18 protein-coding genes and 1 tRNA gene are annotated in these 20,743 nt (G+C 67.3%); 12 read left to right on the forward strand and 7 right to left on the reverse strand.

Going from position 1 to position 20,743, the window contains the following annotated elements:
- Positions 1 to 5 precede the first annotated feature (5 nt).
- Positions 6 to 1,316, forward strand: coding sequence for an adenylosuccinate synthase (locus tag NMB43_RS02875; RefSeq protein WP_494350654.1), 1,311 nt, complete (start codon positions 6 to 8; stop codon positions 1,314 to 1,316).
- A 121-nt stretch (positions 1,317 to 1,437) separates the two neighbouring features.
- On the opposite strand, the gene NMB43_RS02880 is transcribed toward NMB43_RS02875, so the two are convergent.
- Positions 1,438 to 1,522: transfer RNA gene (locus NMB43_RS02880), tRNA-Leu, on the reverse strand.
- A 90-nt stretch (positions 1,523 to 1,612) separates the two neighbouring features.
- Here NMB43_RS02880 and rnr point away from each other — a divergent pair.
- Together rnr and rlmB are read left to right on the forward strand one after the other, a co-directional pair.
- Entirely contained in the window at positions 1,613 to 4,468 is a 2,856-nt protein-coding gene (rnr, locus tag NMB43_RS02885) for a ribonuclease R (protein ID WP_494350655.1), read from the forward strand.
- Positions 4,461 to 5,198: a 23S rRNA (guanosine(2251)-2'-O)-methyltransferase RlmB gene (rlmB, locus tag NMB43_RS02890; RefSeq protein ID WP_494350656.1), complete on the forward strand. Its 738-nt coding sequence runs from the start codon at positions 4,461 to 4,463 to the stop codon at positions 5,196 to 5,198. Before rnr ends, rlmB begins: the two co-directional genes overlap by 8 nt.
- Before the next feature lie 187 nt (positions 5,199 to 5,385).
- Here the strand turns inward: rlmB and NMB43_RS02895 are convergent, their stop codons facing one another.
- Together NMB43_RS02895 and NMB43_RS02900 are read right to left on the reverse strand one after the other, a co-directional pair.
- A complete protein-coding gene (locus NMB43_RS02895) occupies positions 5,386 to 5,853 on the reverse strand; it encodes a tetratricopeptide repeat protein (RefSeq protein WP_494350657.1) in 468 nt (155 codons plus the stop codon).
- Positions 5,854 to 5,920: 67 nt separating this feature from the next.
- Positions 5,921 to 8,014, reverse strand: coding sequence for a molybdopterin-containing oxidoreductase family protein (locus NMB43_RS02900; protein ID WP_494350658.1), 2,094 nt, complete (start codon positions 8,012 to 8,014; stop codon positions 5,921 to 5,923).
- Positions 8,015 to 8,333: 319 nt separating this feature from the next.
- Here NMB43_RS02900 and NMB43_RS02905 point away from each other — a divergent pair, with 319 nt between their 5' ends.
- Positions 8,334 to 9,320 carry a TRAP transporter substrate-binding protein gene (locus NMB43_RS02905; protein WP_494350659.1) on the forward strand — a complete coding sequence of 329 codons (987 nt, stop codon included), beginning with the start codon at positions 8,334 to 8,336 and terminating at the stop codon, positions 9,318 to 9,320.
- An 86-nt stretch (positions 9,321 to 9,406) separates the two neighbouring features.
- On the forward strand, positions 9,407 to 10,318 hold the full coding sequence (locus NMB43_RS02910) for a hypothetical protein (protein WP_494350660.1): 912 nt from the start codon (positions 9,407 to 9,409) through the stop codon (positions 10,316 to 10,318).
- A 24-nt stretch (positions 10,319 to 10,342) separates the two neighbouring features.
- Here the strand turns inward: NMB43_RS02910 and ruvC are convergent, their stop codons facing one another.
- The 3 genes from ruvC to NMB43_RS02925 form a co-directional block, all read right to left on the reverse strand.
- Positions 10,343 to 10,894 carry a crossover junction endodeoxyribonuclease RuvC gene (gene ruvC, locus NMB43_RS02915; protein ID WP_494350661.1) on the reverse strand — a complete coding sequence of 184 codons (552 nt, stop codon included), beginning with the start codon at positions 10,892 to 10,894 and terminating at the stop codon, positions 10,343 to 10,345.
- A 9-nt stretch (positions 10,895 to 10,903) separates the two neighbouring features.
- On the reverse strand, positions 10,904 to 11,764 hold the full coding sequence (locus NMB43_RS02920; protein ID WP_494350662.1) for a DMT family transporter: 861 nt from the start codon (positions 11,762 to 11,764) through the stop codon (positions 10,904 to 10,906).
- 67 nt (positions 11,765 to 11,831) lie between these two features.
- Positions 11,832 to 12,557, reverse strand: coding sequence for a YebC/PmpR family DNA-binding transcriptional regulator (locus NMB43_RS02925; RefSeq protein WP_494350663.1), 726 nt, complete (start codon positions 12,555 to 12,557; stop codon positions 11,832 to 11,834).
- Between the two features lie 195 nt (positions 12,558 to 12,752).
- Here NMB43_RS02925 and NMB43_RS02930 point away from each other — a divergent pair, with 195 nt between their 5' ends.
- On the forward strand, positions 12,753 to 13,310 hold the full coding sequence (locus tag NMB43_RS02930; protein WP_494350664.1) for a hypothetical protein: 558 nt from the start codon (positions 12,753 to 12,755) through the stop codon (positions 13,308 to 13,310).
- 50 nt (positions 13,311 to 13,360) lie between these two features.
- Positions 13,361 to 14,914, forward strand: a complete 1,554-nt coding sequence (locus tag NMB43_RS02935) for a helicase HerA-like domain-containing protein (protein ID WP_494350665.1) — start codon at positions 13,361 to 13,363, stop codon at positions 14,912 to 14,914.
- A gap of 70 nt (positions 14,915 to 14,984) precedes the next feature.
- Here the strand turns inward: NMB43_RS02935 and ocd are convergent, their stop codons facing one another.
- Positions 14,985 to 16,058, reverse strand: a complete 1,074-nt coding sequence (gene ocd / locus NMB43_RS02940; RefSeq protein ID WP_494350666.1) for an ornithine cyclodeaminase — start codon at positions 16,056 to 16,058, stop codon at positions 14,985 to 14,987.
- Between the two features lie 125 nt (positions 16,059 to 16,183).
- Between ocd and NMB43_RS02945 the strand changes: the two genes are divergently transcribed.
- From NMB43_RS02945 to NMB43_RS02965, 5 genes are all read left to right on the forward strand, one after another.
- Positions 16,184 to 16,609 carry an Lrp/AsnC family transcriptional regulator gene (locus NMB43_RS02945; RefSeq protein ID WP_494350667.1) on the forward strand — a complete coding sequence of 142 codons (426 nt, stop codon included), beginning with the start codon at positions 16,184 to 16,186 and terminating at the stop codon, positions 16,607 to 16,609.
- A gap of 134 nt (positions 16,610 to 16,743) precedes the next feature.
- Positions 16,744 to 16,932: a YgaP family membrane protein gene (locus tag NMB43_RS02950; protein ID WP_494350668.1), complete on the forward strand. Its 189-nt coding sequence runs from the start codon at positions 16,744 to 16,746 to the stop codon at positions 16,930 to 16,932.
- A complete protein-coding gene (locus tag NMB43_RS02955) occupies positions 16,929 to 17,246 on the forward strand; it encodes a rhodanese-like domain-containing protein (RefSeq protein ID WP_494350669.1) in 318 nt (105 codons plus the stop codon). Before NMB43_RS02950 ends, NMB43_RS02955 begins: the two co-directional genes overlap by 4 nt.
- A gap of 70 nt (positions 17,247 to 17,316) precedes the next feature.
- Positions 17,317 to 18,309, forward strand: coding sequence for an ABC transporter substrate-binding protein (locus NMB43_RS02960; protein WP_494350670.1), 993 nt, complete (start codon positions 17,317 to 17,319; stop codon positions 18,307 to 18,309).
- Positions 18,306 to 20,738, forward strand: a complete 2,433-nt coding sequence (locus NMB43_RS02965) for an ATP-binding protein (RefSeq protein ID WP_494350671.1) — start codon at positions 18,306 to 18,308, stop codon at positions 20,736 to 20,738. Before NMB43_RS02960 ends, NMB43_RS02965 begins: the two co-directional genes overlap by 4 nt.
- Positions 20,739 to 20,743 lie beyond the last annotated feature (5 nt).

The following is a 20,743-nucleotide window of genomic DNA, read 5'->3' on the forward strand; positions in this document are numbered from 1 at the left end:
TTCCAATGGCAAAGAACGTAGTCGTCGTCGGCACCCAATGGGGTGACGAGGGCAAAGGCAAGATCGTCGACTGGCTGACCGACCATGCCGAGGGCGTGGTGCGTTTCCAGGGTGGCCACAACGCGGGTCATACGCTGGTCATCGGCGACAAGGAGTACAAGCTCAACCTCGTGCCCTCGGGCATCGTACGCGAAGGCGTGCAGTGCTATATCGGCAATGGCGTGGTGCTGGACATCCATCACCTGCTGTCCGAGATTGCGGTGCTGGAGAAGGATGGCATCGACGTGCGCTCGCGCCTCAAGGTGAGCCCGGGCTGCCCCCTGATCCTGCCGTATCACTCTGCGCTGGATAAGGCGCGCGAAGCCAAGAAGAGTGCTGGTGAGAAGATCGGCACCACCGGCAAGGGCATCGGCCCGGCCTACGCCGACAAGGTGGCACGCCGCGCGCTGCGCGTTTATGACCTGTTCAACCCGGAGCGTTTCGCGGCCAAGTTGCGCGAGGTGCTGGACTACCACAACTTCGTGCTGACCCAGTATCTGGGCGCCGAACCGGTGGAGTTTCAGGGGGTGTATGACCAGGCCATGCAAGACGCGGAAGCGATCCGTCCGCTGGTGGTGGATGTATCGGCCGCGCTGTACGACGCCAACCAGGCCGGCAAGAACCTGCTGTTCGAAGGCGCGCAGGGCACGCTGCTGGACATCGACCATGGCACCTATCCCTTCGTGACCTCGTCCAACTGTGTGTCGGGCCAGGCCGCAGCGGGTTCGGGCGTCGGTCCGGGCATGCTGCACTATGTGCTGGGCATCACCAAGGCATACTGCACGCGCGTGGGCGGTGGACCGTTCCCCAGTGAGCTGGACATCGAGACGCCGGCCTGCCCGGGCTACCAGATGTCCACGGTCGGCCGCGAGTTCGGTACCGTGACGGGGCGCAAGCGCCGCTGCGGCTGGTTCGACGCGGCTGCGCTGCGCCGCTCGGCGCGCATCAATGGCCTGACCGGCCTGTGCATCACCAAGCTCGATGTGCTGGACGGTATCGAGGAACTGCAGATCTGCACCGGCTACAAGCTGGGCGACAAGGTGCTGGACCTGCTGCCCATTGGCGCGGACGAAGTGGCGGCTTGCGAGCCGATCTACGAGACCATGCCGGGCTGGAGCGAGAGCACCTTCGGGGTGAAGCGCTGGGAGGACCTGCCGGCCAATGCGCGCGCCTATCTGGATCGTCTGGAAGAATTGTGTCAGGTGCCGATCGCCATCGTGTCGACCGGCCCGGAGCGCGACGAGACCATCCTCAAGCAGCATCCTTTCTCTGCTTGATGGAATGAAAAAGGCCGGCGCAAGCCGGCCTTTTGCCTTCACCACTGCGCAGTCGGGGAGTGCGCGAGGGGGAGCAGAAAAGAAAAAAGCCAGCTTTGTGAGCTGGCTTTCTTCCCGAATTTGGTGCCCAGGAGAGGACTCGAACCTCCACACCTTGCGGCACTAGTACCTGAAACTAGCGCGTCTACCAATTTCGCCACCTGGGCAACGGAAGCCGCGCATTATATAGCACTTTGAGAATGAGTCAAGCACCCAAAAACAAAAAGAACACCCCTCCTGCCGTAGCCAAGCGCCAAGTGCGTTATTCCAAGGTCCGGCAGGCCGATCCCCATTTCGCGCGCGAGGCGGAGAAGTACGAACATCCCCTGCCCTCCCGCGAGTACATCCTGCAGTTGCTGAGCGAGGCCGGTGGCCCGATGTCGGGCGACGAGCTGGCCGATCTGGTGGATATCCAGGACGAGGAGCTGGAGCATTTCGCGCGTCGCCTCGGCGCCATGGAGCGCGAAGGCCAGCTCATGCGCAACCGGCGCGGGGACTTCATCGTGCCAGACAAGGCCGACCTGGTCCGTGGCCGCGTCGAGGGGCACCCGGACGGCTTCGGCTTCCTGGTCCGCGATGACGGCGCCGATGACATGTTCCTCGGCCCGCGCGCGATGCGCGAAGTCCTGCACGGCGACAAGGTGCTGGTGCGCGAAATCGGCGTCGACCAGCGTGGCCGCCGCGAGGCCAAGATCATCGAAGTGCTGGAGCGCGCCAACCACAAGGTGGTCGGGCGCGTGGTGGTGGAGCAGGGCGTCGCTTTCGTCGCACCCGAGAACCGCCGCATCAACCAGCAGATCCTGCTGACGCCGGGCACGGGCCGCACCAAGCCCAAGGACGGCCAGGTCGTCACGGTCGAGATCACCCAGCAGCCCACCGCCTACAGCCAGCCCATCGGGCGCATCGTCGAAACCCTGGGTAACTACGCCGATTCCGGCATGGAGATCGAGATCGCGCTGCGCAAGCACGATCTGCCTTTCGAATTCTCCGAGGCCACGCAGGCCGAGGCGAAGAAGCTGCCCAGTCGTGTGCTGAAGAAGGATTGGGGCCCCGGCCGTGAGGACATCCGCCAACTGCCGCTGGTGACCATCGACGGTGAGACGGCCAAGGACTTCGACGACGCGGTGTATTGCGAGCGCCAGGGCAAGGGCTTCCGTTTGCTGGTGGCGATTGCCGACGTGAGCCATTACGTCACGCCCGGCAGCGCGCTGGATGCGGACGGCCTGGCGCGCGGTAACTCGGTGTATTTCCCGCGCCGCGTGATCCCCATGCTGCCGGAGAAGCTGTCCAACGGGCTGTGTTCGCTGAATCCCGAGGTCGAGCGCCTCTGCATGGTGTGCGACATGGCGATCAGCAACACCGGGGTCGTCAAGCAATACCGCTTCTACCCGGCCGTCATGTTCTCGCATGCGCGCCTGACTTACACCAAGGTTGCGGCCATGCTGTACGACCAGGATGCGGCCTTGCGCGAGCAGTACGCCCCCCTGTTGCCGCACCTGGAGAATCTCGACGCGCTGTTCCGCGTGTTGCTCAAGGCGCGCGCCAAGCGCGGCGCGATCGAGTTCGAGACGGTGGAGACCAAGATGGTCTTCGACGAACAGGGCAAGATCGAGCGCATCGTGCCGGAGCATCGCAACGATGCGCACCGCCTGATCGAGGAATGCATGCTGGCGGCCAATGTGTGCGCCTCCGACTTCCTGCAGAAGCACGAGCACCCCGCGCTGTATCGCGTGCACGAAGGGCCGACGGCCGAGAAGCTGGGCAAGCTGCGCGAGTTCCTGGCCGAGTTCGGCATCAGCCTGGCGGGCGGGGACAATCCGCGTGCCAGCGACTTCGCCAAGGTGGTCGAGCAGATCAAGGAGCGCCCCGACGCGCAGCTGATCCAGACCGTGATGCTGCGTTCGCTGCAGCAGGCGGTCTACAGCCCCGACAACGTCGGTCACTTCGGCCTGGCCTACGAGGCCTACACGCACTTCACCTCGCCGATCCGCCGCTACCCGGATCTGCTGGTGCATCGTGCGATCAAGGCGGTGCTGACCCGCAAGCAGTACAACCCGGACCGCGGTCCGGTCGAGCTGCTGATGGACACGCGCCGGCGGCGTCGCGCGCCCGAGCCGCAGGGTAAGGGCAGGGGCGGGCACGCCAAGTCGGCAAGCAAGGCGCCGCCGCGTGCCCCGGAGCCGCCAGCCAAGGCCAAGTCCGGCGGCATCTGGGAAGAGATCGGGGTGCACTGCTCGCAGACCGAGCGTCGTGCCGACGAGGCCAGCCGTGACGTAGAGACCTGGCTCAAGTGCTACTACATGCAGGACCGCGTCGGCGAGGAGTATGAAGGCAGCATCACGGCCGTAGTGTCCTTTGGCATCTTCGTGACGCTGGACGACCTGTTCGTCGAAGGCCTGGTGCATATCTCCGACCTCGGCAAGGACTACTTCCACTTCGACGAGTCGCGCCACGAGCTGGTCGGGGAACGCACGGGTGAGCGCTTCCGCCTGTCGGAGCGCGTCAAGGTGCAGGTGGTGCGTGTGGACCTGGAGTCGCGCAAGATCGACTTCAAGCTGGTCGAGGGTGTGACGCGCGACACCATGCGTGTTGGCAAGACGGCCAAGGATGCCGCGCGCAAGGCGCCGCGTACCGCGCCGGACGCTTTCGTGGCGGTCGCGCAGGAGACTCCGCCGCCGGTGTTGCCGGCAGAGTCCAAGCCGGCTCGGCGTGGCAGGGCGGTGGCCGTCGCGGCGCCCGAGCCGAATCGCCAGGGTCGCGCCAAGGCGGCTGCGCCCAAGCTTGTGCCGGCCAAGGCCGACGCGCCGCGCAGCCCGCGCAAGCCGGTGCCGAGCGCTCCGGTGAATGAGGATGATGGCGTGGTGAGCTGGCGCGAGCTGGCCGGCCTGCCGCCGCGCAAGGGGCCGCCGCTGGATGCGATCAAGGCTCCGGCAAAAAGTCGTGGCGCGGCGCCCCGTGGCGAGCGTCAGCAGGCACAATCGCCGGCTTCTTCCAGCAGCCGAAAGTCATCCAGCGTGAGCAAGAAATCCGGTCATCCTGCCGCCAAGCCGGCAAGCAAGTCGGCCACCAAGCCAGCCGCCAAGCGTCCTGCCAAGGGAGGTCGTCGTGGCTGAGACTCGCTTCATCCACGGTTTCCATGCCGTGGCCGCCAAGTTGCGCCACGACCCCGAGAGCGTGCAGGAGATCTTCATCGCGGCCGGCCGCCAGGACGGCCGCGCGCGCGACCTCGTCGAGCGGGCCGAGCTGGCCAAGGTGCGCATCATCCCGACCGACAGCCAGCGCCTCGACGGCATGGCCGGCACGCATCGTCACCAGGGCGTGGTAGCGCGCATCGTGGCGCGCCAGGGCGTGGTGAAGCTCGACGACGTGCTCGATGGCCTGGACGAGAACGCGCTGCTGCTGGTGCTGGATGGCATCCAGGACCCGCACAACCTGGGCGCCTGCCTGCGCGTGGCCGATGCGGCCGGCGCGCATGCGGTGATCGCCCCCAAGGACCGCGCAGTGGGCCTCAACGCCACCGCCATCAAGGTCGCCAGCGGTGCGGCCGACACCGTGCCCTACATCACCGTGACCAATCTCGCGCGTACGCTGCGCGAGCTGCAGGAAGCCGGTGTGTGGTGCGTGGGCGCGGCCGGCGAGGCAGAGAAGTCGCTGTACCAGATCGACCAGAAAGTGCCGCTGGCCTGGGTGCTGGGCGCCGAAGGTGACGGCCTGCGCCGCCTGACGCGCGAAACCTGCGACGAGCTGGCGCAGATTCCCATGTTCGGCTCCGTCGAGAGTCTCAACGTGTCGGTGGCGACGGGCATCTGCCTGTTCGAGGCGCGGCGGCAGCGGACGCTGTGATTCATCGGGGTGTCACCGTTATTCCGGCGCAGGCCGGAATCCAGTGACGTAGGGCGGAACTCCGCAGGAGGTTCCGCCAATCCTCCCCCCGGGCCACTGACCACTTCTCCATACGCCATCCGGCCCTATACGCGGTTCACCCCGCCGCCCTGCAGGCGGCCGGCGGAACCTCCAGCGGAGTTCCGCCCTACTTCGGTTTGGCCTTGTACTCCGCGATCGCCTTCTGCAGGTCTTCGTATTCCTCGCAGCGTGCATTGCACAGCTTGGCCAGGGTGGCGAGATGTTCCTCGGCCTTGGCCGGGTTGTTGGCCATCAGGAAGGCTTCGCCGACGTATTCGTGTGCGCCGCGGTGGTCGGGCTTGATGGCCAGCGCCTGGTCGTAGGCCTTGAAGGCGGCGTCGAGCTTGCCGGACTTGCGGTTGGCGTAGCCCAGCCAGTTCCAGGCGTCGGCATTCTTGGGCTCGCGTTCGACCACCGCGCTGAAGGCGGTGATGGCGCCGGCCCAGTCCGAGCGCTTGATGGCGGCGGTGCCGCGTTCGTAGTCCTGCTTGGCGGCGCTGCTCGGCGGTGGGTCGTCGTTGCCGATGGCGGCGGCGACGCTGCAGGTGAGGTTGAGGGCGAGGGCGGCTGCGCACAACATGATCGGTTTCCGCATGGTGCATCTCCGTGGGTGGGGACTTTCAGGGTAGTCCCCTGCGCGCGCTCCTGCTGTCAGCGTTCTGTCACACGTCGGGCAGGGGCGCGGCGGCCACGTCCACCAGGCAGTCGTAAAAGGTGGCGCCAGCACCCAGGTCGGTCAGTGCCTGCGAGGTCACCGCGTTGGCGTTCTCGCCGTCGCCCGAGAGTTTCTGCCACCAGATGGAGGGGGCGCTGACCACGCCGGCGCGGATCGTGGGTGTCTCGCGGCTTACACGCAGCCAGGCGTGGAAGGCGCCGCGATCATTGAAGATGCGCACGCGCTGCCCGTCCTGCAGGCCGCGCGCAGCGGCGTCGTCCGGGTGCATGTCCAGCCAGGGCTTGCCCTCGCCCTGCACGAAGCGCGGCAGGTTGGCGAAGCTGGAGTTCAGGAAGTTGCGCGCCGGCGGGCTGATGAAGGCCAGCGGGAAGCGTTGCGCCAGCGTCGGGTTGGAGCGCGGCCCTTCGCGCGGCGGCACATAGGTCGGCAGCGGATCGTGGCCGGCGTCGGCCAGCGTCTGGCTGTAGAACTCGCACTTGCCCGAGGGCGTGGGGAAGTCGCCATCGGCAAACGGGGCGAAGGGCGTGGCCACATTGAGGCGTTTCCAGCCCTCGCGCTTCATCGTCTCCCACTCCAGCCCGGCCGAGCGTGCGTGGTCGCGGCGGAAGGCCCCCGCCGCGATGCTTTCGTCATCTTCGCTGAAGCAGGCTTCGCGGAAGCCCATGCGTTGCGCCAGCTTTCGGAATACCGCACTGTTGGGGCGGGCTTCGCCCAGTGGGGCGATGGCGGGCACGTTGGCCAGCGCGTTGAGATGGCCGTAGGACTTGTGCACGTCCCAGTGTTCAAGCTGGCTGGTGGCCGGCAGCAGGATGTCGGCATAGTCGGCGGTGTCGGTCTGGAACAGCTCGTGCACCACGCAGAACAGGTCTTCGCGCGCGAAGCCGGCGCGCGTGCGATTGCTGTCCGGCGCGACGGCGACCGGGTTGCTGTTGTAGACGAAGATGGCGCGGATCGCTGGGTCACGCGTTTCCAGCAGGGCGTCGCCGATGGCGCTCATGTTGATCGTGCGCGGCACGAGACCGGCCGGGAACAGGTCGGGCCGCTCCAGCGCCGCGCTATCCACGCCGTAGCTGCCCGAGCTGGACAGCAGCGCGCCGCCATTGGCGTGGCGCCAGTGGCCGGTGAGGGCGGGCAGACAGGCGATGGTGCGCATCGCATTGCCGCCGCCGGCGCAGCGGTTCAAGCCGTAGTTGGCGCGGATCGCGGCGGGCTTCGCCGTACCGTATTCGCGTGCCAGACGTTCGATGTCGGCCGCCTCCAGGCCGGTCGCCTCGGCGGCGCGCTGGGGCGTCCATTCGGCGACACGAATACGCAGCGCCTCGAAGCCCAGGGTGTAGCGCGCGATGTAGTCGTGATCCAGCAGATCGTCGCGGATCAGCACATGCATCATCGCGAGCGCCAGTGCGCCATCGGTGCCGGGCAAGGGGGCCAGGTGCCAGTCGCATTTCTCGGCGGTCTGGCTGCGCAGCGGGTCGATGCAGACGACACGCGCGCCACGGCGCTTCGCCTGCACGATGCGGCTCCACAGATGCAGGTTGGAGACCACCGGGTTCGAACCCCAGATCAGGATGTAGGGCGCATCGGCGAAGGCCTCGGGGTCCATGCCCAGGCTGGCGCCGATGGTGGCCTTGTAGCCTTGGGCACCGGCCTCGGCGCAGATGGTGCGCGCCAGGTGCGAAGCGCCCAGCTTGTGGAAGAAGCGGCGGTCCATCGAGCTGCCCTGCACCAGCCCCATGGTGCCGGCATAGCTGTAGGGCAGGATGGCGCGCGGGTCCTCTGCGGCGATCTCGCGGAACTTGGCTGCGATGATGTCCAGCGCTTCATCCCAACTGATGCGTTCGAAGCGGCCCTCGCCCTTGCGGCCGACGCGCTTCATCGGGTGCAGCAGGCGCTGTTCGGAATAGGTGCGCTCCAGGTAGTGGGCGACCTTGGTACACAGGGCGCCGTCGGTGAAGGGCATGTCCTTCGCGCCCTGGATCTTGATGGCACGGCCATCCTGCACGGTGACCTGCATGGCACAGGTGTCGGGGCAGTCGTGCGGGCAGGCGGCACGGACCAGGGTGGGGGGCGAGGCAGACATGGAGGCTCCTGTGAGGACGGCGGTCTTCATTCTAGGCTGATCCCGGCGTTGAGCCGGATGCCAAGTCTGCTCGTCGTAGCACGGGCGCTGCAGGGCAACTAAGCATTTGTACGCATAGGTTTGCCCGAAGGTCTTGCTTGTCGCTGCGGGGGCGCGCGGCCACCATGCATTGCTGTCGCGACGGCCGAGGCAAGGCAGGGCGCCAAGGCGTCCGACACGGCTTGTCACATCGCGCTGGCAGGCTGCCGGGGCCTCGCGAGGCACCATCAGATCAAGATCAAGGCAACACACTGGGCTATACGAAATAGGGAGTCGAACAATGCATAAGTCAGTCATCGCCGTATCCATCGGCGCGCTATTCCTGTCCGCCTGCAGCACCACGCCGGAGCAGTCCGCGCCGGTTGCCGTGCGCGTGGCCACCCCCTTCGCCAAGGGCCATCTGCTGGAGGAAACCGCACAGCGCTTCAAGCAGGAACTGGAAGCTCGCGGCAAGCACTTCAGCGTCACGGTGGCGGCTGGCGTGCTCAACGAGCAGACCATCAACCCGGCCATGCTGCCCTGCGAACGCGCGCAGCGTGTGGGCGAGATCATGCTCACTGGCGGTCAGCCGATCCAGGATTACGCGCCCAAGTACTTCTTCTTCAACGGCCCCTACGTGATCCGCGACTTCAAGCACCTGCAGGCGGTGTGGGCCAGCGACATTGGGCACAAGATGCAGGCCGAGATCGCGGCCAAGGGGTATGTCGTGTTCGACCCGGTGTATCGCGGCTACCGCCAGTTCACCTCCAACAAGGCGATCCAGTCGCCGGCCGATTTCAAGGGGCTCAAGTTGCGCCTGCCGCCCACGCCGGACTGGAATGCCGTGTGGTCCTCGCTGGGCGTGGCGGCGGTGACGGTGCCACTGCCGGGCATCTACGACGCGCTCAAGAACGGCACGGCGGAGGCCTCCGAGGGTGACCTCACGCAGATCCAGTCGCTCAAGCTCAACGAGGTACAGAGCAAGCTGACCCTGACCAATCACCTGGTCGGCTTCGGCATGCCCATGGCCAACGCCTGCTTCTTCAACAAGGAGCTGTCCGAACGCGATCGCAAGCTGGTGCGCGAGGCCATGCAGGCGGCCGCGAAGTGGGGCTCTGACACGTTCTCTGCACGCGAGGCTGGTATTCTTGGGCAACTGCGCAGCGGCGGCATGATGGTGAGCACGCCGGACGCCGCGGCAATCCGCAAGGCAGCGGAACCAGCAATCAATAAGCTGTTCACCAGCAATTGGACTGTCACGACCTGGCAGGAGGTGCTGGCTAAATAGATGGGGGAGTGCGGATGGTCAGGCATGGCGGGGCGCGTCGTTTGGCACGGCGGTTGGCCTGGAGTCTGGTAGGAGCCATCGTGCCGATGGCTTCAGCTTGGGCCCAGAGTTCGGCGTTCTCGATCGTGACGCCGGATGTCGGCAAGCGTGCCAATGCGGTGCTGGGCCTGATGTCCTTCTCGGTCGTGCCGGACGTGACGACCAGTACGCTCAGCATCAGTGCGGGGTCCGGCAGCCAGTCGGACACCAGCCTGTACATGACGCAACTGGCGGGTGGCTTCACTCTGAGCAAGACGACGCCGGTGTACTTGGAGGGGGGCGTGGCCTATTCGCGCTATGACCCCACCTTCCTGGCCTCCAATGGCACCCAGACCAGCGAGGTGCCGCTCAAGTGGAACGTGGGCTCACTCAGCGGCGGCGTGGGCTGGGATTTTCCGCTGACCCAGAAACTGGTCCTGCGACCCATCTTCAACTTCGCCCTCGGCTCGGTCGTCAGCGACATCACCTTGGGCAGCTGGTATCTCGAGCAGAAGAGCGGCAGCGACTGGGACTTCCTCCAGGGCAACACGACCATGGAGGCCTGGGGCGCCGGCGGCTCCCTCATGCTGGACTACGAGGACTACAAGCCGGAGCGCGAGATCGACGTGGAGTGGCGCTATTCCAACCTCTACCTGCGCTCCCTTGGCGAGATTGGCAACGGCGTCAATGCCCAGGCGCGGGCCGAGTCGACCAGCCTGTGGGCGCGCTGGCGCGCACCGATCCGCGACTGGACCTTGATGGGCAACCCGGTGCGCTACGTGCTGGAAGGCGCGCACTCCACCTTCCTCGGCAGCCAGGCCGGGCTGCTGGGCTTCAATCACCTGACCTCGCTGGGTCTCGGCATCGAGTTCGATTCTTCGGCCTATGACATCATCGTGACGCGTACGCGCCTGGTGATGCGTTACCGCTTCGGCCAGAACGTCGAGGGCCTGGCGCTGGGGATCGCGGTCAGCTTCTGAGCCGGCCGCGGCGCGGCCGCGCGATCACGCCACGATCCGGCTGCCGCGCTTGCGGCCACGGGTGCCCAGCGTACCCAGCAGACCGCCCGCAGCGCCGCCGTGCGCATGCGCGATGGCGCAGGCCAATGCATCCGCCGCGTCGGCCTGTGGGGTGCCCGGCAGGTCGAGCAGGCGGCACACCATGTGTTGCACCTGTTCCTTGTTGGCGCGGCCATAGCCGACGACCGCCTGCTTCACCTGCAGCGCGGTGTATTCCATGACCGGCAGTCCGTGCGACACCAGGCCGCAGATCGCCGCGCCGCGCGCCTGGCCCAGCAGCAGCGTGGATTGCGGATTCACATTCACGAACACGATCTCGACGGCCGCTTCGGTGGGCTGATAGGTGGCGACCACTTCCTGTACCCCGTGCAGGATCACCTTCAGGCGCTCGGGCAGCGTGCCCTCGGGGGTACGGATGCAGCCGCTGGCGATGTAGGCAAGCTGGGTGCCCGCGCGCTCGATCACACCGAAGCCGGTGATGCGCAGGCCGGGGTCGATACCGAGAATGCGGGTGGGAGGGAGTGCAAGGCGCGTCATGGCCGCATCTTAGCGTCGCGACAACCACACACCCAACACGGCCAGAGCCATGCCCGCCAGGGCCAGGCCTTGTAGCATGTCGCCGAACATCAGCCAGGCGATCAACGCGGTGGTGGGCGGCGTGAGGTAGAACAGGCTGGTTACCTTGACCGCCGTGCCGCGGCGGATCAGCAGGTTGAGCAGGCTCACCGCGCCGACCGACAGCATCAGCACCAGCCACAGCAGGGCGAAGACGAACTCGCCATACCAGTCGACCTGCATGCTTTCGGTGGTCAGCGCGACCGGTAAGGTCAGCAGCGCGCTGGCGAGGAACTGGATCACCGCGCCGCTGCGCAGATCGAAGCTCGGGCAGAAACGCTTCTGGTAAAGCGTGCCCAGGGTGATGCCGACCAGTGCCACCACGGCCGGCACCAGCGCCGTCAGTGGCCAGTCCTGGCCCAAGCCGGGATTGCGGCTGTGGGTGACGACCAGGGCCACGCCGACGAAACCCAGCGTGAGCCCCAGCCACTGCTGGCGAGCCACCTTCTCCTTCAGCAACCAGCCCGCGCCCAGCGCCGTCACGATGGGCTGCAGGCCCACCACCAGCGCCGACAGCGCGGCCGGCAGGCCCAGCTTGATCGACATGAACACCCCGCCCAGATAGGTGGCATGGATCAGCACGCCAGCGACCGCGATGTGCAGCACGGCGCGCGGCGAGCGCGGCCACGGCGCGCGGAAGGCCAGCGCCGCGCCACCCATCAGCACCACGACCAGCGCATAGCGCAACAGCAGGAAGGTGAGCGGCTCGACATAGGGCAGCCCGAGGCGGGCGCCGATGAAGCCGGTGCTCCACAGGAAGACGAACAGGGGAGCGAGAGCGCGTTCCAGCACGGGTGAGACTCCAAAAAGAAAAGCGGCGCATCGCGCCGCTTTTCCATATGCAACGAGGGTGGAGAGTTTACTCGTCCATCACGGCCGAGGTGTAGACGTCCTGCACGTCGTCCAGCGACTCCAGCGCATCGAGCAGCTTCTGCATGCGCACGGCATCTTCGCCGGACAGCTCGGTCTCGTTGAGCGGCTTCATCGACACTTCACCGAACTCGGCCTTGAAGCCGGCGGCTTCCAGCGCTTCCTTCACCGTGGTGAATTCCCAGGGGCCGGTGATCACTTCGATGGAGCCGTCCTCGTTGCTGACCACGTCGTCGGCGCCGGCTTCCAGCGCGGCTTCCATCAGCTTGTCCTCGTCCGTGCCGGGGGCAAACATCAACTGGCCGCAGTGCTTGAACTGGAAGGCCACGCAGCCGTCGGTGCCCATGTTGCCGCCGTACTTGCTGAAGGCGTGGCGCACATCGGCCACGGTGCGCACCTTGTTGTCGGTCAGGCAATCGACGATGACCGCTGCGCCCGCGATGCCATAGCCTTCGTAGCGTGCTTCCTCATAGACCACGCCTTCGAGCTGGCCGGTGCCGCGCTTGATGGCGTTCTCGATATTGTCCTTGGGCATGGACTCGGCCTTGGCCTTTTCCACCGCCAGGCGCAGGCGCGGGTTGGCGCTGACATCACCCCCGCCGAGCTTGGCCGCGACGGTGACTTCCTTGATCAGGCGAGTGAAGATCTTGCCGCGCTTGGCGTCCTGGCGCCCCTTGCGATGCTGGATATTGGCCCATTTCGAGTGACCGGCCATAGTGTTGCCCTCTATCCTGAAAAACAAAGGTCCGCATTATACAGCCGCCGATCTGCCGGCCCATCCGGGCATTTAAGGGCGCCTGCTAGATTGCGCCGCATCAATTTGCGTTCAAGGAGTGGGGTCATGGGGTACCTGATTCGGGCTGCTTTTGTGTTTGTCATCTTGCAAGCCGGCGCGGTTTGCGCTCAGACGGTGACCATTACCTTTGACAGTTGCCGGGACGCCAAGGGGCATACGGTACCCGTGCTGGCCGACGCCACCCTCAAGGAAGTGGTGGCCTCGGGTGTGGTGGAGGGCAAGCCGGTGATCCGCTACAACCCGGCCGTGCAGCCTCAGATGCTGCCGGAGTCGCGTTATTTCCTGTTCGCCCATGAATGCGCACGTCACTACCTGGGGCTGCCGGTGAGCGGGGCGCGTACGCTGGCCCAGGCGCAACGGGCCGACTGCGAGGCGGTGGCGACCTTGCAGCGCTCGGGCCTGCTGGCGCAGGCGGGTGACGCCGCCGCCATCGAGCAGGATCTGGCCCTGATCGCCGACTGGTCCGTGCTGCCCGGCCCGCAACGCCCGCTGGCCTTGAGCCAGTGCCAGACCACACAGACGCGCGGCAGCATGGCCTTGCCGGTGGCGCCCGCCAAGTCCGAGGGCTGGAGCAAGTGTGTGCAGGCCTGCGGCTCCCGGCTCTATGCTTGCGGGCGTGCGGCGAGCTGCCAGAGCGCCTATGACGCCTGCAGCAAAGGCTGCGGCGAGTGACGCAGGCTTGGTAGGATGCCGCAAGAGAAACAACGACCCGGAGAGCCCTCATGAGTACCCCGCTCGTCATCGCCCGCGCCAACGGGCAGGACATCGCGATCCTGTCCAACTTCGCCAACCGCCACGGCCTGATTGCCGGGGCGACCGGTACCGGCAAGACGGTGACCTTGCAGAAGATGGCCGAATCCTTCGCCAACATCGGCGTGCCGGTGTTCATGGCCGATGTGAAGGGCGACCTCTCCGGCATCGGCGCCAAGGGCGAGTTGAAACCCAAGTTGCAGGAGCGCCTGACTGCGCTGGGCGTCAGCGACTGGGACCCGGCGAAATGCACCACCGTGTTCTGGGATGTGTTCGGCGAGTCCGGCCACCCGGTGCGTGCCACCATCTCCGACATGGGGCCGCTGCTGCTCGCGCGCCTGCTGGCGCTCAACGAGACGCAGGCCGGCGTGCTGCAGATCGTGTTCAAGGTGGCGGATGACAATGGCCTGCTGTTGCTCGACCTGAAGGACCTGCGCGCCATGGCGCAATGGGTCGGTGACAACGCCAAGACCCTGACCACCGATTACGGCAACGTGTCGGCCGCCAGCATCGGCGCCATCCAGCGTGGCCTGCTGACGCTGGAGAGCCAGGGGGGCGACAAGTTCTTCGGCGAGCCGATGCTCAACATCGCCGACCTCATGCAGACCGATGGTGAGGGTAAAGGCGTCATCAACATCCTGGCCGCCGACAAGCTGTACAACTCGCCCAAGCTCTACGCCACCTTCCTGCTGTGGCTGCTGGCCGAGTTGTTCGAGCAGTTGCCCGAGGCGGGTGATCTCGACAAGCCCAAGTTCGTGTTCTTCTTCGACGAGGCCCACCTGCTGTTCGATGACGCACCGGAGGCCTTGCTGGAGAAGATCGAGCAGGTGGTGCGCCTGATCCGCTCCAAGGGCGTGGGCATCTACTTCGTGACGCAGAATCCGCTGGACATACCCGACGCCGTGCTGGGCCAGCTCGGTAACCGCGTGCAGCACGCGCTGCGCGCCTTCACCCCGCGTGACCAGAAAGCCGTCAAGACGGCCGCCGAGACCATGCGTGCCAAGCCCGGTTTCAACGCCGAGGCGGCGATCACCGAGCTGGGCGTGGGCGAGGCGCTGGTCTCCTTCCTCGACGCCAAGGGCACGCCGGGCATGGTCGAGCGCGCCATGGTGCTGCCGCCCATGTCGCGCATCGGCCCGATGACGGCGGACGAGCGCATCGCCGCCATCAACGGCTCGCTGGTGTATGGCGTGTACGAGGAAGTGCAGGACCGCGAATCGGCCTACGAGAAGCTCAAGGGTGCACCGGCCGCAGCAGGTGGTAGCCAAACGAACGGCAAGACTGGCGCGGCACCGGGTCAGGCGCCCTCCGGTGCGCCGGTGGAGGCGGGCGGTGGCGATTTGCTCGGTGGTCTGGGCGGCGCGCTGGGCAGCATCCTGTTCGGCAGCACCGGCCCGCGCGGCGGCAAGCACGACGGCCTGGCGCAGATGGCCGCCAAGAGCGTCGCGCGCACCGTGGGCAGTGCGGTCGGGCGCGAGATCGTGCGCGGCGTGCTGGGCTCGATCCTGGGCGGGCGCAAGCGCTGAGACTGATGTCGCAGGGTGGGTGCGGCGCGTCGCCACAACCCACCGCGTGCATGACGGGAAGGCTGCTGGCCTACGCCGGAGTCATTGGTACCAGCGTGCTCTGGCCCAGCAGCCCGAACAGGTTCTTCGGATCGTCCGCCACGGCGATCAGGTCCAGCGGCCGACCCAGGCCCAGTTGCATGGCCTGGTCCTGCAGGTAGCGCAGGGCCGAGAAGTCTTCCAGCGCGAAGCCGACCGAGTCGAACAGGGTGATGTCCTCGGCGCGGCGGCGGCCAGGCTTCTTGCCGGCCAGCACTTGCCACAGTTCGGTGACCGGGAATTCCGCAGGCATCTGCTGGATTTCGCCCTCGACGCGCGTCTGTGGCGCGTACTCCACGAATACCTCGCAGCGCGGCAGGATCGCCGCCTCCAGCTCGGTCTTGCCGGGGCAGTCGCCGCCGACCGCGTTGAGGTGCATGCCCGGCTCGATCATGTCCGCCATCAGGATGGTGGCGTTGCGCTTGTCGGCCGTGATGGTGGTGACGATGTCGGCGCCGCGTACCGCCTCGCGCGTGTTGGCGCAGGGCGTCAGGCGCAGGCCGCTGGTGGCGAGGTTGCTCATCAGGCGCGCGCTGGCCGCGAGGTCCACGTCGTAGAGGCGGATCTCCTCGATGCCCAGCAGGTGCTGGAAGGCCAGGGCCTGGAATTCACTCTGCGCGCCATTCCCGATGATGGCCATCACGCGGCTGTCGGGGCGAGCCAGGGCGCGGGCGGCGACGGCCGAGGTGGCGGCGGTGCGCAGCGCGGTGGTCAGCGTCAGCTCGGCGAGCAGGGTTGGCAGGCCGCTGGCCACGTCGGCCAGCACACCGAAGGCCATCACCGTGGGCAGGCCGAAGCGGCCGTTCTGCGGGTGGCCGTTCACATACTTGAAGCTGTAGCGCGCAGGGTCGGCGATGGGCATCAGCTCGATCACGCCGTTGCGCGAATGGGTGGCGACGCGCGGTGTCTTGTCGAAATCCGCCCAGCGCTGGAAGTCTTCGCAGAGGTAGCGCGCCATGCCGGCCAGCACCGGGCGGATGCCCTTGCGCGCCACGAGGCGGGCGAGGTCTTCGGTGCCCAGGAAGAGGGTACGGGGGGCGAGGTGGTCGGGTCGGTGCGAGCCCATGATGCGTCTCGATGCTGGGGGATACTTCAGTCTCGCCAAAGCCGCTGCCAATTCATATCGCCAGAAATTTGCAGAAATGCAGGCTAATCTGTCGAAATGACAGATCAGATTGGCAAATCGACAGAATGGATGCGACTGACCATAAACTGCTGGGCCTGCTGCGCACCAATGCCCGCCTGAGCGTTGCCGCGCTCGCGCAGAAGCTGGGCGTGTCGCGCGGCACCGTGACCAACCGCATCGCGCGCCTGGAAGACGCCGGCGTGATCGTGGGCTACACCGTGCGCTTGCGGCCCGATGCACAGCCCAATGTGATCAAGGCCTGGATGTGCATCGCGGTGGAGGGCAACGAGACGCGGCGCGTGATCGCCAGCCTGCTCGGCGAAGCCGGCGTGGCCTGCCTGCACGACACCAACGGGCGGTGGGATCTGCTGGCCGAGCTGCGCGCCGCCAACCTGCAGGAACTGGCCCAGGTGCTGGAGCGCATCCGCCTGATCAAGGGCATCAGCAACACCGAGACCAGCATCCACCTGGAGACCTACCGCCTGGCCTGACTTGCGCCGCCTCAAGAGAGGCGCGGACCGGGCTTTCCGCGGGCGATCGGCGGGGCTACAAAGAAGGCGCCGGGAATACGTGGCGCGGCTGCGTGTTCTTCAGGCGTCCCCTTTCCGTGAGCAAGGAGCAGGCTATGGCAAATGTCGGAGGCGTGGATCGTGTGCTGCGCATCGTGCTGGGGTTGGCCTTGATCCTGGCGGCGCTGAGCGGCAACCTGGGTGGCTGGGCTTGGATCGGGGTCGTGCCGCTGCTGACCGGGCTGTTCCGTTACTGTCCGGCCTACAAGCTCATCGGCTTCAACTCCTGTCCCGTGAAGAAATGAAACCATTCCGTCTGCTGTTTCTGGCTGCCATCGCCGTTTTGCCGGTGCTGGCGGCCGCCAAGTCTTTCGTGATCGACTTGCGTACGCCGCAGGAGTACGCCCAGGGTCACCTCAAGGGCGCCATCAACCTTGACCATGCCAGCATCGCCCAGCGCATCTCGATGGCTGGCGTGGGCAAGGAGGACGAGGTGATCCTGTACTGCCGTTCCGGCCGGCGCTCCGCTCTCGCCCATGATGAGCTCAAGCGTCTGGGTTACTCCCGCATCAAGGACTACGGCGGCATTGACGAGGCTCGCCAGCGCCTCGGGCAATAAACCGGAGGCGCTCAAGAATCCCTGCTCGCCGCCGTTCTCGCCATGAGGCGCCAGACAACGGGGAGCGAGCGTGCAGGACACCAGAGGGAGCGTTTCGCGCCGGCGCGCCATGGTGCTGCTGAGCGGGCTGCCGCTGCTCGCAGCCTGCGAACGGCGGGCTTCCGGCGAGGCTGTCGCCAGCCGCCCCCTGCGGATCGCAATCGACCTCTGGGGCGGCTACTACCCGCTGCTGCTGGCGCAGGACTTGGGCCTGCTGGACCAGGCCGGCGTGGCGGTGGAGGTCCATCTGCCGCAGGACACGCGGCAGATGCTCAGCGACTTCGTGGCGGGCAGCTACGACGGCGTGTGCGTGTCGCTGGGGGACATGATCATGCTGACGCGCGAGCGCGACGACCTGAGCATGATCCTGGTGTCGGACGAGTCGGTCGGCGGCGACGTGCTGCTGGCCAACACCCCGTTGTCGGATGCCGCCGCCCTGCGAGGCCGACGCATCGGTCTGGGCCTGGGGGGCTTTGGCGAGCTCCTGGTGCTGCGCTTCCTCGCCCGCCATGGCCTCGGGTTGGGCGACGTGCAACTGTTCAACGTCGATGCCTCGGAGGTGTCGCAGCGTCTGAGCGAAGGCCTGATCGACATCGGCCACTCGTGGGAGCCCTATGCCGCGCAAGCACTGCGTCGCGGCCAGGTCGCGCTGTTCAGTAGCGCCGAGACGCCGGGCTTGATCCAGGACGGACTGGTGGTGCAGCGCGCGCTGGGCCAGGCACGCGGCGCCGAACTGCGCCGTCTGATCTCCGCCTGGTTCGACGCGCAGGCATGGTGGCGTGCCAATCCGCAGGCTGGCGAAGCGCGCTTGCGCGCACGCCTCGCCGGTCGCGTCGAGCATGTCTCGCTAGTGGGCGCCCGCCTGCTGGGGCGCGCCGACAACCGTCTGCGCTTCGGTCAGGGCGTGGCCGAGCGATCGCTGCAGAACGCTGCTTTCGAGTACGTCGAGCATTTCGTCGCGCGCGGCCTGCTGCCCCGGCGTCCGCAGGTCGAGGCCCTGTTCGACGGGAGCTTTGTCGGATGAGAATCCGCAGCCAGTTGCTGGCCTACTTCGTCGCGCTGGCCCTGCTGCCGGTAGGCCTGGTGCTGTGGCTGGCCGTCGAGGCGCAGTGGGAACTACGCGCGCGCCATCAGGACCAGTCCTTGCTGGAGCGCGCGGAGGAGATCGCCGGCTACCTCGACGCCTACCTCGACAGCACGCTGGAGAGCCTGCGCGCCGATGCGCGCCAGCCCCCTTTTGCCGCCTACCTGGGCAGCCCGCCGGCGGCACGCCTGCGCCTGGCGCCGGAACTGACCGGGCTGCTGCGCAACATGGTCGGCCGTGACATGGTGTACGTGCGCTCGGCGGCCCTGCTGGACCTGGACGGACGCACCCTGCTGGATACCGCGCTGGGGCGCGAGATTCCGCCGGACAGCCAGGCCCTGTGGCTACGCCAGGCGCGCTACAGCGGCCTGGCCAGCCTTGCCGGCCCGCTCGTCGACGCCCAGGGGCGGGCCGCCCTGCATGCGCTGCAACCGGTGCGCAACGCGGGCGGGCAGATCGTCGGCTTCCTGCGCATGAGCTTTGCCGCCGCCCGCCTGCAGCAAGTGGTGCGCGGCAAGCTCCAGCGCGCCAGTGCCTACCCGGTGCTGTTCGACAGCGAGGGGGTGGTGCTGGCGCATGGCCGCCGCCCGACCTTGCAAGGCCGCGCCCTGGTCGGCACTGGCGATGCGGCCCAGGTGACGCGCCTGAAGGCCGAGTACCGCCTGGCCGCAGACGCGGCGCCGGAGCGCCTCAGCGACACCCTGCCCGGGCCGGCGGGCGGGCTGGGCTGGATGCGCTGGGCAGATTCGCGCGGCAGCGGGCCGGACCGCGTGGCGAGTGTGCCGGTGCGCGGCGGGCAATGGCGGCTGGTGCTGGTGGAACCGGCCGACAGCTACTGGGCGCCGCGCCAGCTCACCCTGCATGCCGCCCTGCTGATGGGCCTGCTGCTGCTCGCCCTGATCAGTGGCGCAGCGTGGTGGGTGGCGCGGCGCATCGCGCGGCCCCTGGTCGCGCTGACCGAGGCGGCGGATGCCCTGGGCACGCCAGCCAGCGGCGCACTGGCCTTGCCGATCACCGCCGGCGGCGAGATCGGGCGTCTCGCACGCGCCTTCGGCGACATGACCGGGCGCCTGCAACGCGCGCTGCGCGAGCAGCAGGCACAACTGGACGAGCAGCGCCGGGCCGAGGAACGCCTGCGCGACAGCGAGAGCCGCTTTTCCAACCTGTTCAACCTGTCGCCGGTGCCGGTGCTGCTGACCCGCCTCGGCACGCGCAGCGTGGTCGACCTCAACGTGATGGCCGAGCGCGTGTTCAAGCTGTCGCGCGCACAGGTGGTCGGCCAGCCGCTGGCCAGCCTGCCGCTGGTGGAGTACGAGGATGACCTGAGCCTCACCCTTGACTTGCTTGAGCGCATGCACGATGTCGATCGCTTGATGGACATGCGCACGGCGCACGGCAGTGGCCGCTTCCGCGTGTTCGCGCGTGCCTTCGAGGCCGACGATGCCCGCTGGGGGGTGTGGACCTTCGTCGACGTCACCGAGGCGGAACATGCGCGGCGCGCCCTGGAGGACCTCAATGCCACCCTGGAGCAACGCGTGGGTGAGCGCACCGAGGCCCTGGCGCAGGCGCTGGAGAGCCTCAAACTGACGCAGGACGAACTGATCCGCAGCGAGAAGCTGGCCGCGCTCGCCACCCTGGTGGCAGGGGTGGCGCACGAGCTCAACACCCCCATCGGCAACGGCGTGATCGTCGCCTCCACGGTGCGCGACATGTCGCAGCAGTTGGCGCGTGATCTCGCCGCCGACCGCCTGCGCCGCTCGGTGCTCGCCCGCTACGTGGGCGACCTGGGCGAGGCATCCGTCCTGCTGGAGCGCAACCTGTCGCGCGCCCACAGCCTGGTCAGCAGCTTCAAGCAAGTCTCGGTGGACCAGGTCAGCGAGGGGCGCCGCGAGTTCGACCTGGCCGACATGCTGCGCGAACTCGTCGCCACGCTCTCGCCCATCCTGCGCAACACGCCCTGGCAGTTGGAGCTGGAGGTGGCGCCGGGGCTGCGCCTCGACAGCTACCCCGGTGCGCTGGGTCAGGTGCTGACCAACTTCGTGACCAACGCAGTGGCGCACGCCTTCGAAGGGCGCAGCCGCGGCCGCATCCGCATCCACGCCCAGGCGCGGGAGGCGGACGAAATCGAACTCACCTGCACCGACGATGGCATCGGCATCCCGGCCGAACTGCAGAAGCGCGTGTTCGACCCCTTCTTCACCACCAAGCTGGGGCGCGGCGGCACCGGCCTGGGCCTGCACATCGTCTACAACCTCGTCACCGTGACCCTGGGTGGACGCATTGAACTGAACAGCGAGGCCGGCCTGGGCACCCGCTTCCGCCTGCTGCTGCCGCGCTGTGCGCCGCGCCCACCGGAGCGGGCGCCCTGAGCTAA

It is taken from the genome of Uliginosibacterium sangjuense, from assembly GCF_059132465.1.

Bases quoted from the DNA above. Each gene is read 5' to 3' on its own strand.
- NMB43_RS02875 (WP_494350654.1), top strand. From the start codon at position 6: ATGGCAAAGAACGTAGTCGTCGTCGGCACCCAATGGGGTGACGAGGGC.
- NMB43_RS02895 (WP_494350657.1), bottom strand. From the start codon at position 5,853: ATGCGGAAACCGATCATGTTGTGCGCAGCCGCCCTCGCCCTCAACCTC.
- NMB43_RS02900 (WP_494350658.1), bottom strand. From the start codon at position 8,014: ATGTCTGCCTCGCCCCCCACCCTGGTCCGTGCCGCCTGCCCGCACGAC.
- NMB43_RS02905 (WP_494350659.1), top strand. From the start codon at position 8,334: ATGCATAAGTCAGTCATCGCCGTATCCATCGGCGCGCTATTCCTGTCC.
- NMB43_RS02910 (WP_494350660.1), top strand. From the start codon at position 9,407: ATGGCTTCAGCTTGGGCCCAGAGTTCGGCGTTCTCGATCGTGACGCCG.
- ruvC (WP_494350661.1), bottom strand. From the start codon at position 10,894: ATGACGCGCCTTGCACTCCCTCCCACCCGCATTCTCGGTATCGACCCC.
- NMB43_RS02925 (WP_494350663.1), bottom strand. From the start codon at position 12,557: ATGGCCGGTCACTCGAAATGGGCCAATATCCAGCATCGCAAGGGGCGC.
- NMB43_RS02935 (WP_494350665.1), top strand. From the start codon at position 13,361: ATGAGTACCCCGCTCGTCATCGCCCGCGCCAACGGGCAGGACATCGCG.
- ocd (WP_494350666.1), bottom strand. From the start codon at position 16,058: ATGGGCTCGCACCGACCCGACCACCTCGCCCCCCGTACCCTCTTCCTG.
- NMB43_RS02945 (WP_494350667.1), top strand. From the start codon at position 16,184: ATGGATGCGACTGACCATAAACTGCTGGGCCTGCTGCGCACCAATGCC.
- NMB43_RS02950 (WP_494350668.1), top strand. From the start codon at position 16,744: ATGGCAAATGTCGGAGGCGTGGATCGTGTGCTGCGCATCGTGCTGGGG.
- NMB43_RS02955 (WP_494350669.1), top strand. From the start codon at position 16,929: ATGAAACCATTCCGTCTGCTGTTTCTGGCTGCCATCGCCGTTTTGCCG.
- NMB43_RS02965 (WP_494350671.1), top strand. From the start codon at position 18,306: ATGAGAATCCGCAGCCAGTTGCTGGCCTACTTCGTCGCGCTGGCCCTG.